Genomic DNA, 13,939 nt, shown 5'->3' with positions numbered 1-13,939 from the left:
GGCAGGCGAGCGGGGCGCAGAGCGTAGACGCAAAAAGACCCGGCAGCCTTGACTGGCTGCCGGGTCTAATGAGATGGTCAGTCTGACCGAAATGGCCCGATCGGCTTACGCTGATCGGGCCATTTCCTCTTTCGGGAGATCATCAGGGGCGCCGTCACGTTGATCGGAATCGATCTGGGCAAGCATTGCTTCTTCCTGCACGCGCACGACAGTCACGGTCATGAGGTGTGGCGCAAGAAGTTCACGCGCGCCCAACTGCTGACATCGCTTGTAAGCTACCCCGCGTGCACAGTTGCCATGGAAGCCTGCGCGGGCGCGCACTGGCTTGCGCGCAAGCTCCAGACGTTCGGGCATGAGGTGCGGCTGATCGCGCCGCAGTTCGTACGCCCCTTCGTGAAGGGCAACAAGACCGATTTCGCTGATGCCCAGGCGATCTGCGAAGCGGCGTCGCGACCGTCCATGCGCTTCGTGGCCGTAAAGACGCCCGAGCAGCAAACGCTGCTCGCACTGCATCGCGTGCGTCAGGCGCTGGTGACCGAGCGTACGGCCACGGCGAACCAGATTCACAGCTTCCTGCTCGCATTCGGCGTAGGCCTGCCCGTGGGCACACTTGCCATCACCCAGCTGCCAGCCTTGCTGGACGATCCAGCCAGGGCGTTACCACCGCGACTCGTTTCAGTCCTGCTGCGGCTGCATCGGCGCCATGGCCAGCTTACCGACGAGATCGCGCAGCTCGAAGGCGAACTCAAGCGCCAGCTTGCTGAAGACGAGGCGGCCCAGCGGCGGATGACGATTCCCGGTATCGGCCCGATGACGGCCAGCAGCCTGCTCGCAATGGCGGGCGACATGCATGGTTTTCGGCGAGGACGGGATTTCGCCGCTTCGCTGGGACTCGTCCCACGGCAGCACTCGACAGGAGGCAAGGCAACGTTGCTGGGTATCAGCAAGCGCGGCGACAAACAACTGCGATGCCTGTTCGTGCAGGGCGCGCGGGCCGTGATGCGCTATGCCGAACGCCGCACCCGATGCCCTGGGGATCTGGCTGCAAGGCCTGCAGCGCCGCCGCCACAGCAACGTCATCGCCTGCGCGCTGGCAAATAAAATGGCCAGAATCGCATGGGCGATCCTGGCCAGGGGCGGCGAGTATCGGGCGCATCCGGCCATCGCCTGATCGACTTGGCTGCCTGCTTTTGCGACCACTGACCCGTGATGAAGATAATCGGCTCACGGCCCGGCAGAAAACCTGGAAATAAATTCAGTCCTGCAGACTGAGGGGCTTTTGAGGACTGCCGGGCGCGGCTTCTCATCGAGGGCCGGGCGCGATCCGCGCCCACTTCGAGCCCGGATACATTTGCGCAAGCCCTTCTATCTTAGGTCACAAGTCAGGTTGCAAAAATCAGGCTGACCATACATTTTGTTTGCCCGATCGTGCTGCTCAGGAGACGTCCTCGCTCTCGGCCTCGCGCTCCACTTCCTTCGCGGCAGCCAGCGCCGTGGCGTCGGCCGCCGAGTGCACTGTCTGGCGATAGCGTTCATAGGCCTCGTCGGCGTAACGAATGCGCTCGCGGCCGTGCGGAGCGGGCGCGCCGTCCGGACCGAGGTTCACGAACACCATTTTCTCGATCGTCAGGATGCTCTTGCGCGTGATCTTGTTGCGCACTTCCGCGCGCAGCGTGATCGACGTGCGGCCGAAATGCGTGGCGGTCATGCCGAGCTCGATGATGTCGCCCTGGCGCGCTGAGCTAACGAAGTTGATCTCCGACATGAACTTGGTCACGACGCGCTGGTTGTCGAGCTGGCAGATCGCGTAGATCGCCGCTTCCTCGTCGATCCAGCGCAGCAGGCTGCCGCCGAAGAGCGTGCCGTTCGGGTTCAGGTCTTCCGGCTTGACCCACTTGCGAGTGTGAAAATTCATGACTGGTACTCCCCCGTGAAATGTGATCCGCCCCCAGTACGCAGAGGCGAATCTAGGGTTAACACTGAGATGCTACCAGAGATTAGGGTTTTCCCTAGGAATTCAACACCCCGAGCGGGTCATACAGGGAAAAAGGCGCCCGTAGTCATCAACACTCGCCGTGCGGCGCTCAGCGCCTGGCGCGCCGCACGGGCGTCCGCGGCCACGCGCAGCAGGCCGCCCAATTGCGCCGGGTCGCGCGCCAGTTCGCGCAAGACAGGGAGCACGACGGTCGTGCCGTCGTCGCGCAGGCCGGCCATTGCGGCCTTCGGCAAGCTGCGCCAGGCCGGGTCGACGATCGCGCGGCACACCGCGAATGGCACGCCGTGGGCCTGCGCCGCAGCGGCCGCAAGGTGCGATTCCATGTCCACGGCAAGCGCGCCACACGAGCGGAACAGCGCAGCCTTGTCGGCTGCGCCGGTGAGCGGCGCGGCAACGGCCGCCTCGACGCCACGCCGCGTTTGCGCGGCAAGCGGCGAGTTCAAGAACGCGTCGGCCATGCGTGCGCTCCAGGCGGCGTCGGTGGCGATGCGGCCAAACGGCCCGTCGATGGCCTCGGCGATCACCACGGTGCCCGGCTCGAGATCCGGCGCGAGACCGCCCGCCGTACCAAAGCTGACGATCCCCGCCGCGCCGTCCGCGAGCGCCGCCGCGAGTGCGGCTTGCAGCAGATCGGCGCGCGCGGCGTAGACGGCGCGCACGCCGTCATGCCCCTTCCCCGTTGCGATGCCCGCTTCGAAGGCCATGCCCGTCACCGCGATCACGGGCAGCGCGCGCGCGTTCAAACGAGCCGCCCCGCTCACAGGCCGAACGCGACGCGCTTCACGCCCGCGCGCTTGAGGTTGCGATAGCGCGCGAGCGCCCACAACGGGAAGAACTTGCGATAGCCGTGGTAACGCAGATAGAACACGCGCGGAAAGCCCGTCGCCGTGAAGCGCGTTTCATCCCACAGGCCGTGCTCGCGCTGCGTGGCCTGCAGCCAGGCGATACCGCGCGCGACCGCCGGGTGATCGACCGCGCCCGCCGCCATCAGGCCGAGCAATGCCCAGGCCGTCTGCGAGGCCGTGCTCGACGCCGGTTCGTAACCACGGTATTCGAGCTTGTAGCTCGTGCCGTCTTCGCCCCAGCCGCCGTCGTCGTTCTGGATCTGCACGAGCCATTGCACCGCGCGCTGCATGCGCGCGTCGCCGTGTTCGAGGCCGGCCGCGTTGAGCGCGCACAGCGCCGTCCACGTGCCGTAGATGTAGTTCATGCCCCACCGGCCGTACCAGCTGCCGTCGGCTTCCTGCTCTTCGAGCAGGTAGTGGTAGGCGCGGCGCGCCGGCTCGCTCGCGGCCGGCAGCTCGCCGAGCTGCGCGAGCATCGACAGGCAGCGGCCCGAGACGTCGGCGGTCGGCGGGTCGAGCAATGCGCCGTGGTCCGAGAACGGGATGTTGTTCAGGTAGTACTGCGTGTTCTCCGGCTCGAACGCGCCCCAGCCGCCGTTGCTACTCTGCATGCCGACCACCCATTCGCGCGCGCGTTCGATCGGCTCGTCGTAGGCCTTCGTCTTGTCGAGCTTGTCGACGCGATCCATCGCGGCCACAACGACGGCCGTGTCGTCGACGTCGGGGTAGTGCGGGTTCGCGTACTGGAACGCCCAGCCGCCCGGACGCACGTCAGGGCGGCGCGAGATCCAGTCGCCGCGCACGTCGAGGATCTGCAGCGGGCGCAGCCACTCGAGGCCGCGGCGCGCCGCTTCCTCGGCGCGCGCGTCGCCCGTTTCAAGCAGCGCGTGCGCCGCGAGCGACGTGTCCCACACCGGCGAGAGGCAGGGCTGGACATACGCTTCCTCGGCGTGGATCGTGACGAGCTTCTCGAGCGACTGGCGCGCAATCGCACGGTGCGGATGGTCAGCGGGATAGCCGAGCACGTCGTACATCATCACGGCGTTGGCCATGGCCGGGAAAATCGCGCCCAAGCCGTCCTCGCCGTTCAGGCGTTCGTCCACGAACGCCACGGCCGCATTGATCGCGCGCTGGCGCAGGTAGTTCGGGAAGAGCGGATCGGTCACGCGCAGCACGCCGTCCGCCGCGCGGAACAGGCCGAACCAGCCCTTGCTCTGGTGCGGGGCGCGGGCATTGAGGCCCACGCTCACGGGCGCGCCGCGGAACAGCTCGTCGATGCGCACACCGCGCGGGTTGCGCGCCACCGGCCGCTTCGCATTGAGCACGAGCAGCGGCACGATCACGGTGCGCGCCCAGTACGAGACCTTCGAAAGATGGAACGGGAACCACTGCGGCAGCAGCATGATCTCGACGGGCATCATCGGGACTGCGTACCACGTCACCACGCCAAACAGCGCGAGCAGGATGCGCGTGAACACGTTGACCTGCTCCGCACCGCCCGCTGCCAGAATCGCCTCGCGCGCGCGAACCATGTGCGCGGCATCCTCAGGATCGCCGATCATCTTGAGCGCGAAATAGGCCTTCACGCTTGCGCTCACGTCCATGGCGCCGTCGGTGAAGAGCGGCCAGCCGCCGCCCGGCAGCTGGATGCGGCGCAGATAGCGCGCGATCTTCTGTTCGAGCTCGACGTTCGCGGTCTCGCCGAGATAATGCACGAGCAGCACGTATTCGGCCGGAATCGTGGCGTCCGCCTCGAGTTCGTAGACCCAGTGGCCGTCGGCGCGCTGGTCGGCGAGGATCGCATCGGTCGCACGAGCGACGGCGGTGTCGAGCGTAGCGACGGCCGGCGAATCACCGCCCGGCGTCGCAACGTTCGGCGCGCGGGCTTCCTCGGCAAACGTGTGTGCCGGCGTGGCGACGTCCGGCGTGGCGGCGCCCGGCACGGCCGCGACGTCAGCGCCGGTAGGGCGGCTGTCGAGGTCTTCGGTCGGCATGGCGTGGGATAAATCGTTCATCAGCGTTCCAGGTTCTCTGTCAGGAGCAGATCCGCGGCCTTGCGGCCGGAGCGGATCGCCCCTTCGATCGTTGCGGGCAGACCGGTAGCCGTCCAGTCGCCCGCAAGCATCAAATTGTTCCAGCGAGTGCGCGTCGCGGGGCGACGCCATTCCTCTTCGGGCACGGCCGCGAAGGTCGCGCGCGCATCGGCCGTGACCCGCCAGGCGGGCAGCGGCGCGAGCGGCAGCGACGCGGCTGCGGCCACATCCGCCCAGACCCGGCGCGCGATCTCCTCGGGGTCGAGGTCGAGCGTGCCACCTGCGTCGTGAATCGTCGCGCTGAGGCGCCCCTCCGCGGCGCACAGCCAGTGGGCCGTGCCGTTGAGGAGCGCCATCGGCGTAACGAGGCCGGGCGGCGCTTCTGCCGCATAGTGCACCGTGACGATCGCGGTGTGGCGCCGTGGCGCCTGCAGCGACGGCACGAGCGGCGCAGCGGCTGCGCCGGGTATGGCCAGCACCGCGGCTTCGTCGTGAGCGAGCGTGATACGCCCGTCCGGAAAATCGAGGGCGACGACGCGGCGCGCCGCGTCGTCGTACACGATCTCCCTGAGCGGCGTATCGAGCCGGATGGCCGCGCCGCCGTGCTGAAGCATGCGCAGCGCCGGATCGACGAACGCGCTCGAAAGGCCGCTGCGCGCCGCCAGCGGCCGGAACGACTCGCCGCCCGCGGCAAGCGCCTCGTAAAGCATCGCGCCCGCCAGCTGCGCGCTGCCCTCGCGCGGCTCGACATTGAGCGCGGTGAGGAAGAACGGCCGCAGCAACCGGTCCCACAGTACGCCGTCGCAGCGCATGGTCTGCGCCATCGTGCGGCCGGGCTTCGCGAACAGCAGCGGCAGCACTGCCAGATAGTCCGCGGCCCGCGTGCCCGGCACGCGGGCGCGCGCATCGCCTATCCAGAACGGCATGCGCGAGCGCGAAAAGCGCACCGTCCAGCGCGAGCGCGCGGCGAGGTCCATGAACGCGAAGCCCGGCTCGGTGGGGCCGGCGAGCGCGTCGGCGGCGCCGATCGCGCGCACGTATTCGAGCGTGCGCGCATGGCCGGCCAGCACCAGATGATTGCCGGTGTCGAGCGTCGCCGAGAGCGTGCGGTCATAGTACGAGCGGCAGCGTCCCCCTGCCTGGCCGGCGGCCTCGTAGATCGCCACCTGCACGCCACGCCGCTGCAAACGCACGGCCGTCGCGAGGCCCGCAAGCCCCGCGCCGATGACGTGGACGAGCCGAGGCATCAGAACAAGGCGTAACGCGCGACGATCCACATCAGCCGCGCGCGCGGCTTGCTGATTTTCGTGCGCGGCAGGTCGAAGCCGCGTTCCACGGTGCGATCGAGCAGCACGCGGTAGACGCCCGACATGATGCGCGGCGCCTTCACCTGCGCACGCGGCGCGGCGTCCATGATCGCGTCGGCTTGCGCAAAATGGGCGAGCGCCCGCTGAACGAGCGTCTCGCACACGCGCGGCAGCGACGCGTCGGCGGCGATCGTGCGCGGATCGCCCGCCGCAATCCCTTCGCGCGCGAGCAGCTCGCGCGGCAGATAGCAGCGGTTGATGTCCGCATCCTCGTCGATGTCGCGCAGGATGTTCGTGAGCTGCAGCGCGCGCCCCAGATGGTGCGACAGCGTGCGGCCCGGTTCCTCCTGCATCCCGAAAATCCTCACCGACAGACGGCCCGCCGCGCTTGCGACACGGTCGCAGTACAGGTCGAGCGTGGCCTCGTCGGGTGCGCAGATGTCCTCGGCGGCGTCCATGGCCATGCCGTCGATCATCGCGTGGAAGTCCTCGCGCTTGAGCCCGAACGTATGGATATGGCGCGTGAGCGCCGCAAGCGAGGCGCGCGGCGTGCCGGCATAGCACGCGTCGATGTCGGCGCGCCATTGGTCGAGCCCCGCCGCACGCTCGGCGCGCGGCAGGTCGCTGTCCGCGATGTCGTCGACAGCGCGGCAAAAGGCGTAGACCTGATACATGGCGTCGCGCTGCGCGGGAGGCAGGATCCGCATCGCCAGATAAAACGAGCTGCCCGAAGAAGCGGCGGCGGCGTCGGTTTGTTGTGTATCGTCCACGACGAGGTTGGAAACGGCCAAGACGATCTCCGCTGGGGTGCCCGCAACGGGGCTTTCGACTATTCGGGCCCGCATTGCCGCGGGTCGCCCGCGCGCGCGGACACGCGCGAGGCACCGGCCCTCAAATCGCCTGACAGCAGGCGCGCACGGCCGGAAACGGGCAAAAGTATAGCAACCTTTGGGACCTGCCGCAGTCGGGGCGGGGAACGCGGTCGGGGGATGCGCGCTCAGGCGAGCGCGACCGAGCGGTTGCGCCCCTGGCGCTTCGCGGTGTAGAGGGCGGCGTCCGCCTCGTTGATCATGCCCTCGTAATCGGGCGCACCCGTGCGTGCGGCGGCGGCGCCCACGCTCGCCGTCACCGGCACGATCACGCCCTGCACTTCGATCGGCTCGTCGGCGATCGTGCGGCGGATCTTCTCCGCCACGAACAACGCGTCGTCGAGCGGCGTGCACGGCAGAAGCAGCGCGAATTCCTCGCCGCCGAAGCGGCCGAACACGTCCTGCTTGCGCACGACGCTGGATACGCGCTGCGCCATCGAGCGCAGCACGGTGTCGCCGGCCATGTGGCCGAACTCGTCGTTGATGCGCTTGAAGTGGTCGAGGTCGAACAGCAGCATCGAGAGGTCGCCGCCATAGCGCTGCCAGCGCAAGAACTCGTCGGCGAGGCGCGCCTCGAAATAGCGCCGGTTGGCGATGCCGGTGAGCCCATCGCGGTCGGCGTATTCGCGCAGCTTGGTCACCGCTTCTTCGCGCTCGCGCTGCATGACGCTCACGTGCGTGACGTCGCATATCGTCACGCACACGGCGATCACCTCGCGCCCGCGCATGAGCGGCATGAAGGTGCAGTCCTGCTGCATGTAGTCGACGCCGCCCGTGATCGGCCGGTCGTGGTCGAACTGGAACAGATACGGGCGCTGCTCCCACGAGCTGAACGCGAAGCTGCCGAGCTGGAACACGCTTTCCACCTTGCGCGTGAGCCACGCGCGCGGCAGGTCGGGGAAGCGTTCGAAGATCGGGCGGCCGATCACGTCTTCAGCCGAAATGCCGCTGTGGTCCTGCATGAAGCGGTTCCACATCAGCACGTTCATGTCGCGGTCGACCACGAAAATGCCGAAACCCACCCGTTCGACGACGAGGTCCGAAAGCGTTGGCAACCCGGCTGGCTCGTTCATAGGCTATGCAACAGCGCGTCGATGGCCCGGCTCACGACATGGATCGACTCCTCGGCCATCAGCATGACGAGGTGGGCGCGAAAGCGCTGGTCTTCCAGCGCGAAATTGACCTCGACGAGCAGCGCGACGTCCCAGGCGAGCAGTCCCGGCTGGAACACTTCGTCGAGCATGATCGCCTCGCCGAGCAGGCCCGGCTGCGAAAACACCGGCATGCGCCCGAGCTGGTCGAGCATCGACGACACGCAGGCGCCCGTCAGCGCGTTGGCGACGTCGAACATCAGCTCTTCCTCGGTGATCGAATCGGTCGCGCTCTGCGCGTAGGGACCGCCGACCAGGCTGCCGAGCTCGGCAATCTCGCCGCTGCGGCAGATCACCAGCGCCTCGCCCTTGATCTCCGAGCGAAAGCCCTGGCGCACGGCCGCAACCGGACCGTCGATGCCGGTCATCTCTCGCAACGCCGCCGCAGTCTCGGATACGTCGACCACGCGCACGCGCGGCACCGAAAGCTCAATAAAGGCATTGAGCAACCCCGACAGCCGCGTGGCCGCCTGCCCCATGCCGAGATTGGCGATCTCCTGCAGCGCGTCGCGCTGGAGTTCCGTGAACACTCGATCAGGCATACAACCCGTACTCCTTCAGGATGGGTAGCAGCGCCTCCTGGGTTACCGGTTTTGCGACGAACGCCGCTGCGCCGAGCGCCTGCACGCGCTCGCGGGCTCGTGGCTGGACGTCCGCGGAAACGACGATCACGAACGTGTTCAGGTCCTCGTGCTGCAAGGCTTCGAGGACCTGGAAACCCGTCATGTCGGGCATCGTGAGGTCGAGAAACATGACCTCTGCGCGACCGGCGCGGTAATGCTCCAGCGCTTCGTGGCCGTTCGACGCGTACGAAATATTGACGTCCCAGTCCTCGGGCAACGCCTTCGTGAGCACCTTGCGGGCTAGCAGCGAATCATCGGCGATCACGATGGGCAAGGGCATGGGTATGCTGAATGAGTGTGCGTTGGACGGAGTGCGCTTTGACGGATTAACGGCCGCGCGCGCGATTACTTTAGGGAAAAATGCACATGCGCCAGACGATGCACGACGCATGAACGGGCCAGCGCAGCGGCCCACGCCAACGCAAGGCGGGCGGCCGCGCCGTCGCTCGACGGATTGCCGACGCCCCGAGCGCCGGCCCTGTAGACCTTCATCTGCATGCCTGCAGCCACCCCGTAGCATGGCCGTACGCCCGATCCGGCGGCGCGGCTTTCATGCGAACGCGTTATTTTTCGTGCATGCGATTCTCGAATCAATTTGAATCAAATGCAACTCGCCGATAATCAATCAGCGAACAAAATCGACTCACATTGGCTAATTTATCGAAATAAACGATCCATCCCTGAAATAAAGACCGTCGATTATCGCTTTGTGGTACGTTTGCGCTTCGCCGATTTTCGCGAATTCGGCGCGAGGGAAGAGGAAATTCCCTGGATGGAATGCCTGCGCAAATATTCGCCTCGTGCTTCCACTACCGGTTGGCCGGCGGCGCGTCATCGCGGTCGTTTATGATGTCGGAAGCCCTGCCGCCTTTTCCTGCTTTTTCGTACGATGATTGCTGACAGGCCCGAGCGGCCAGACGAACGCACTTCCCCGCAGCCCCCCACCGACGACGCGCCGTTTCCGGCTGCGCCGGGACACGACTTCACGGTGCGCCGGCGCACGCTGCTCGCGCTGCTCGTCGCGGCGATCGTGTTGCCGTGCGTGTACGTGGCCGCCATGGCATACAACGACCTGCGCGCGCGCGAGGCCGACGCCACCGACATCACGCTGCGCACCGTGCGCGTGGCCGAAGAGCACGCGCTCAAGGTATTCGACATGAACGATGCGCTCGACACGCGCGTCATCGACCTCGTGCAGGGGCTCAACGACGACGGCGTGCGCGCCAGCGAGGCGCAGATCCACGAGAAGCTCGACGCCATCGGCGGCGGCTATCCGCAGGTGGCGGCAGTCTCGATCTTCGGGCGCGACGGCGAGCTGCTCGCGAGCAGCCGCTACTCGCCGCCGCCGTCGGTGTCGATCGTCGCGCGCGACGACTTCACCGGCATCCGCGGCGGCCGCGTGATCGACCACGTCTCGCGCGTGATGCAGGGCCAGGTGAGCGGCGAGACGGTGTTCAACATGGGCGTGGCGCGCCGCGACGACGCCGGCGAGTTCGCGGGCCTCGTCTCGGTCGCGCTGCGTCCCGGCTATTTCAGCGCGTTCTACCGCGACCTGCTCGGCCCCGATTCGCCGATGGCGCTCGGCCTCGTGCGCAGCGACGGTGCGATCCTCGCCTTCGATCCGCCACCGCGCGCACTCGCCTCCAGCGTCACGCCAGGCTCGCCGCTCGGCGTGGCGCTCGCGCGCGGCAGCGAATCCGGCGTCGTGCGCATGCATTCGGAACTGCTCGGCAGCAACGTGATCCTCGCGTTCCGGCGCGTGGGCGGGTACCCCGTCTACGTGACCTGCGCCTACCGCACGCACGCGATCTGGGCGGCCTGGTACCGGCACCTGAGCGTGCTTCTCATCTCGATGTTCACGCCGTCGATTGCGCTGTGGTGCGTGATCTGGCTCTCACTGCGGCGCCTCGCCGCCGAAGAGGAAGCCTGGGAGCGCTGGCATGCCGAAGCCTCGATGCGCCGCTCGATCGAGTCCGCCTACCGGCAATCGCGCAAGATGGAAGCGCTCGGCAACCTCGTGGGCAGCGTCGCGCACGACTTCAACAACCTGCTGATGATCGTCTCGGCCAACGTGCAGATCGCGCGGCGGCGTGGCGTGACGGGCTTCGAGCGTGAGCTGTCGGCGGTCGAGCGCGCGCTCAAGAGCGGCCAGTCGCTCACGCGCCAGTTGCTCGGCGTCGCGCGCAAGCAGCCGCTGCGCAACGAGACGATCCACGTCGGGCGCTGGCTGCCCGCGTGCCGCGAGTTGCTACGCGCGTCGTTGGGCGCGAAGGTGTCGCTCGTCGTCGACGTGGGGGACGGTGTGTGGCCCGTGCTCGTCGATGTGGCCGAATTCGAGCTTGCGCTCATCAATCTCGCCGTCAACGCGCGAGACGCGATGCCCAATGGCGGCCGCTTCACCGTGCGTGCGCGCAACATCAGCTTCCGGCCCGACGAAGGCTTTCCGCTCGATGGCGATTTCGTACACGTCACGCTCGAGGACACCGGCTCCGGCATGCCGCCGGACGTGCTCGCGCGCGCGTTCGAGCCGCTCTACACGACCAAGTCGAAAGGCACTGGCACCGGCCTCGGGCTGCCGCAGGTGTTCGCATTCTGCGAGCGCTCGGGCGGACTCGCCGCGATCGACAGCGCGATCGGCGCGGGCACGACTGTGCATCTGTATCTGCCGCGCTCGCTCGCCGAGCCGCCCGCGCAGCGCCCGAGCGAGCCACGCCCGGAGAGCGCCCAGGTGCAGCAAGGCCTGAACGTGCTGCTCGTCGAGGACAACGACGAGGTCGCCGCCGGCACCGAGGCGCTGCTGCAGATGATGGGCCACCGCGTGACCTGCGCGAGCGACGCGGCGAGTGCGCTACAACTCATCGAGGCCCCGCGCGCCGACGGCGCGCACACGCCGCGCTTCGATCTCGTGCTATCGGACATCCACATGCCGGGGACGATGAACGGCATCGATCTGGCCGAAGCGCTGCAGGGGCTCGAACCGGCGCTGCCCGTGATCCTCGTGACCGGCTACGCGGAGGAACTCGATCGCGCGCGTCACGTGGATGTGCGCGTGCTCTCGAAGCCGTTCGACATCGCGCTCCTGGAGAAAACGCTCGAAGCGATCCGGGAGGACCGGCAGGCGCGCGCCAAGCAAGAACGCGACGTGACGCTGCCGGCGGACCGCGATCAAGCATGACCCTCACGGCGGGGCGGGGCACGAAGCTTGCGCTTGATGTCGCGCGCCCGCAAAAACGGGCATTCGAGTGCGGCGCACAGCGTGCGTCATTCGGCGCATCATGTACGCGGGCGTAGCCACCTGGCGAAGGAGGGTGCCATGAAACACACCGTGACCGGCCTTTTCAAGACCTACGACGAAGCGCGCCACGCGCAGGAAGCGCTGCTGCAACGCGGCTTCGCGGCAAGCGACATCGAACTGCCCGCGCACACCGAGGGTGTCCTGGCTGGCATCGAGCGTCTTGTGACGAGCTTTTTCTCGACGACCGGCGACGCGCGCCGAACCACCGAGGCCCAGTCCGGCATGACGCCGCCGCCGGGCGAAGCGGTGCGCATTGGCGTGCACGTGAGCGACGAGGCGCACGCCGACCTTGCGCGCGAGACACTGCGCGGCGAGCATGCGATGGAAGTTGCCCTGCGTGGCTCGCCGTGGGCATGGCCCGCGACGAACCGCCCGGTCGCACGCGAGCATTCGGCGCTCGATGAACTGGGCCTCGCCGACATCGCTGAGGCCATGCGCCGCCGCACCACGCAGACAGCGGAAACCCAGGAAGCTGCGCGGGAGGCAGTTCCCGCCGCGCCCACGCGGCCAACGAGCGAGGCCGAGACGACCGTGCTCACTTCGGCAAGCGTGCCGGGCGCAGGTGCGGTAATGGGCGCCCCTCATGTGGACGTGCCTGCCGCGCCCGAGGCGACGCGTCCCACCGCCGGTGTCGCACCGCAGATTCCGGACGAATTCCTCGAGTACGAAGAGGACTCGCCCGAGCATCACAAAGACATGCCGGGGCAGCAGCGCACGTTGCACTGAGCCGGGGCGCGCGGCGCGTGTGACGTTGGTCCGGATCGGCTATCTCGACGATGCGCAAGCGAAGGGGCTTTGAACTTCTGCTGTGGATAACCGGACGCCTCGCGATCTTATCCACAATTTTCGTGCACAAGCTTGTGGACAACTTGCCTCGAAAGCCGATATTTCCGGGGCTTCCGTGGGATTCGGCCCCACGTTAGCAAAGATGCAGCTTTAGCGCGTGCGTGGGGGGCGTGTGTACGCCGGCCATGCACGTTGCCGTTGTGCCGATCTGGGTGCGCGGATGTGTTCGCGCGAAAGCATCAGGATGTACTGATCAACCGAAGCGATCGCCTGCGGGCGTCCGCTTCAGTCGAACAATGCTTCGATGTTTTCCGTCGGGCGACCGATCGCGGCCCGGCCGTTGTGTACCACGATGGGTCGCTGCAGCAGAATCGGATGTCGCACAATTGCTTCGTATAACTGATTATCAGTGACGCTGGCGGCGTCGAGGCCCAGCTCTGCGTACTCGGTCTCGCCGGTGCGAATCATGTCGCGCAGCGGACCACCGAGCATGGCATGCAGGGCCTTGAGCTGTTCGACGGTGGGTGGCTGCTTCAGATACTCGATTATCTCGACAGGCTCGTTCGCATTGGCGTTCGACACAAGGTCGCAGGCAGCGCGGGATTTGGAGCAGCAGGGGTTGTGGTAGATCGTGATCATGATTTCTGGCGTGCAAGAGGGGAGTGGCTGGCGGCCTTTGAGGAGGCTCGTGCGGATCTGCGATTTTACCGGGCGCGCGTGCGCAGTATGAAGCGTGGGCTCGACGCGATCAGGCTATCGGGGGCGTCGTGCCGAGGGGTGGCTGGTGGGCGATAGCGGCCCGGCCCATGCATTGGCGCGATACATAATGTTCATTGCCGCGGACGCACTTTATGCGCATAAAGGTTTGGAGCCGCGCTTTGCGTGCCTCGGGCAGCGAGCGATGCCTTCTGTCGACACACGCCGCGAGACCAATACCGACATCTCCGCTGATTCCACAACTGGCTCCTGCCGACATGTCGCGTCCAGCAGTCGTCCACCGAGCTTTATGCGCATAAAGCTTGTCCAAATGGCTA

At 67.1% G+C, this 13,939-nt stretch carries 12 protein-coding genes and 1 pseudogene; 4 read left to right on the top strand and 9 right to left on the bottom strand.

What is annotated here, in order from left to right; translation table 11 throughout:
• Positions 1 to 141: 141 nt before the first annotated feature.
• Positions 142 to 1,171, top strand: a pseudogene (locus VMJ11_RS24025) (IS110 family transposase).
• Positions 1,172 to 1,435: 264 nt separating this feature from the next.
• Here the strand turns inward: VMJ11_RS24025 and VMJ11_RS24020 are convergent.
• The 8 genes from VMJ11_RS24020 to VMJ11_RS23985 form a co-directional block, all read right to left on the bottom strand.
• The gene (locus VMJ11_RS24020; protein WP_325622448.1) at positions 1,436 to 1,915 is read right to left on the bottom strand and encodes an acyl-CoA thioesterase; all 480 of its coding nucleotides are present in this window, start codon (positions 1,913 to 1,915) and stop codon (positions 1,436 to 1,438) included.
• A gap of 119 nt (positions 1,916 to 2,034) precedes the next feature.
• Positions 2,035 to 2,739, bottom strand: a complete 705-nt coding sequence (locus tag VMJ11_RS24015; protein ID WP_414694460.1) for a phosphorylase — start codon at positions 2,737 to 2,739, stop codon at positions 2,035 to 2,037.
• Between the two features lie 14 nt (positions 2,740 to 2,753).
• Positions 2,754 to 4,856 carry a squalene--hopene cyclase gene (shc, locus tag VMJ11_RS24010; protein ID WP_325622446.1) on the bottom strand — a complete coding sequence of 701 codons (2,103 nt, stop codon included), beginning with the start codon at positions 4,854 to 4,856 and terminating at the stop codon, positions 2,754 to 2,756.
• Entirely contained in the window at positions 4,856 to 6,121 is a 1,266-nt protein-coding gene (gene hpnE, locus VMJ11_RS24005) for a hydroxysqualene dehydroxylase HpnE (RefSeq protein WP_325622444.1), read from the bottom strand. Before hpnE ends, shc begins: the two co-directional genes overlap by 1 nt.
• Positions 6,121 to 6,972, bottom strand: coding sequence for a presqualene diphosphate synthase HpnD (hpnD, locus tag VMJ11_RS24000; RefSeq protein WP_325622442.1), 852 nt, complete (start codon positions 6,970 to 6,972; stop codon positions 6,121 to 6,123). The genes hpnE and hpnD overlap by 1 nt, the downstream gene beginning before the upstream one ends.
• 206 nt (positions 6,973 to 7,178) lie before the next feature.
• Positions 7,179 to 8,123, bottom strand: a complete 945-nt coding sequence (locus VMJ11_RS23995) for a diguanylate cyclase (protein WP_325622440.1) — start codon at positions 8,121 to 8,123, stop codon at positions 7,179 to 7,181.
• Positions 8,120 to 8,743 carry a chemotaxis protein CheC gene (locus VMJ11_RS23990; RefSeq protein WP_325622438.1) on the bottom strand — a complete coding sequence of 208 codons (624 nt, stop codon included), beginning with the start codon at positions 8,741 to 8,743 and terminating at the stop codon, positions 8,120 to 8,122. The genes VMJ11_RS23995 and VMJ11_RS23990 overlap by 4 nt, the downstream gene beginning before the upstream one ends.
• Positions 8,736 to 9,104 (bottom strand): response regulator, encoded by a 369-nt coding sequence (locus tag VMJ11_RS23985; protein WP_325622436.1) that lies wholly within the window; start codon positions 9,102 to 9,104, stop codon positions 8,736 to 8,738. Before VMJ11_RS23985 ends, VMJ11_RS23990 begins: the two co-directional genes overlap by 8 nt.
• A 324-nt stretch (positions 9,105 to 9,428) precedes the next feature.
• On the opposite strand from VMJ11_RS23985, the gene VMJ11_RS23980 reads away from it, so the two are divergent.
• From VMJ11_RS23980 to VMJ11_RS23970, 3 genes are all read left to right on the top strand, one after another.
• On the top strand, positions 9,429 to 9,674 hold the full coding sequence (locus VMJ11_RS23980; protein WP_325622434.1) for a hypothetical protein: 246 nt from the start codon (positions 9,429 to 9,431) through the stop codon (positions 9,672 to 9,674).
• A 39-nt stretch (positions 9,675 to 9,713) separates the two neighbouring features.
• A complete protein-coding gene (locus VMJ11_RS23975; RefSeq protein WP_325622432.1) occupies positions 9,714 to 11,999 on the top strand; it encodes a hybrid sensor histidine kinase/response regulator in 2,286 nt (761 codons plus the stop codon).
• A 138-nt stretch (positions 12,000 to 12,137) separates the two neighbouring features.
• Positions 12,138 to 12,845, top strand: a complete 708-nt coding sequence (locus VMJ11_RS23970) for a hypothetical protein (protein ID WP_325622430.1) — start codon at positions 12,138 to 12,140, stop codon at positions 12,843 to 12,845.
• Between the two features lie 345 nt (positions 12,846 to 13,190).
• Here the strand turns inward: VMJ11_RS23970 and arsC are convergent, their stop codons facing one another.
• Positions 13,191 to 13,544 carry an arsenate reductase (glutaredoxin) gene (gene arsC, locus VMJ11_RS23965; protein WP_325622428.1) on the bottom strand — a complete coding sequence of 118 codons (354 nt, stop codon included), beginning with the start codon at positions 13,542 to 13,544 and terminating at the stop codon, positions 13,191 to 13,193.
• Positions 13,545 to 13,939: the final 395 nt, after the last annotated feature.

Source organism: Paraburkholderia sp. (genome assembly GCF_035501035.1).
Taxonomy (GTDB): domain Bacteria; phylum Pseudomonadota; class Gammaproteobacteria; order Burkholderiales; family Burkholderiaceae; genus Paraburkholderia.
Note: the sequence above shows the minus strand (reverse complement) of the source record. Positions and strands in the feature narration are given on the sequence as shown.

Coding starts and splice junctions, on each gene's coding strand:
- VMJ11_RS23980 (WP_325622434.1), top strand. CDS start 9,429: ATGCAACTCGCCGATAATCAATCAGCGAACAAAATCGACTCACATTGG.
- VMJ11_RS23970 (WP_325622430.1), top strand. CDS start 12,138: ATGAAACACACCGTGACCGGCCTTTTCAAGACCTACGACGAAGCGCGC.
- VMJ11_RS23995 (WP_325622440.1), bottom strand. CDS start 8,123: ATGAACGAGCCAGCCGGGTTGCCAACGCTTTCGGACCTCGTCGTCGAA.
- VMJ11_RS23990 (WP_325622438.1), bottom strand. CDS start 8,743: ATGCCTGATCGAGTGTTCACGGAACTCCAGCGCGACGCGCTGCAGGAG.
- hpnE (WP_325622444.1), bottom strand. CDS start 6,121: ATGCCTCGGCTCGTCCACGTCATCGGCGCGGGGCTTGCGGGCCTCGCG.
- VMJ11_RS23975 (WP_325622432.1), top strand. CDS start 9,714: ATGATTGCTGACAGGCCCGAGCGGCCAGACGAACGCACTTCCCCGCAG.
- shc (WP_325622446.1), bottom strand. CDS start 4,856: ATGAACGATTTATCCCACGCCATGCCGACCGAAGACCTCGACAGCCGC.
- arsC (WP_325622428.1), bottom strand. CDS start 13,544: ATGATCACGATCTACCACAACCCCTGCTGCTCCAAATCCCGCGCTGCC.
- VMJ11_RS23985 (WP_325622436.1), bottom strand. CDS start 9,104: ATGCCCTTGCCCATCGTGATCGCCGATGATTCGCTGCTAGCCCGCAAG.
- VMJ11_RS24020 (WP_325622448.1), bottom strand. CDS start 1,915: ATGAATTTTCACACTCGCAAGTGGGTCAAGCCGGAAGACCTGAACCCG.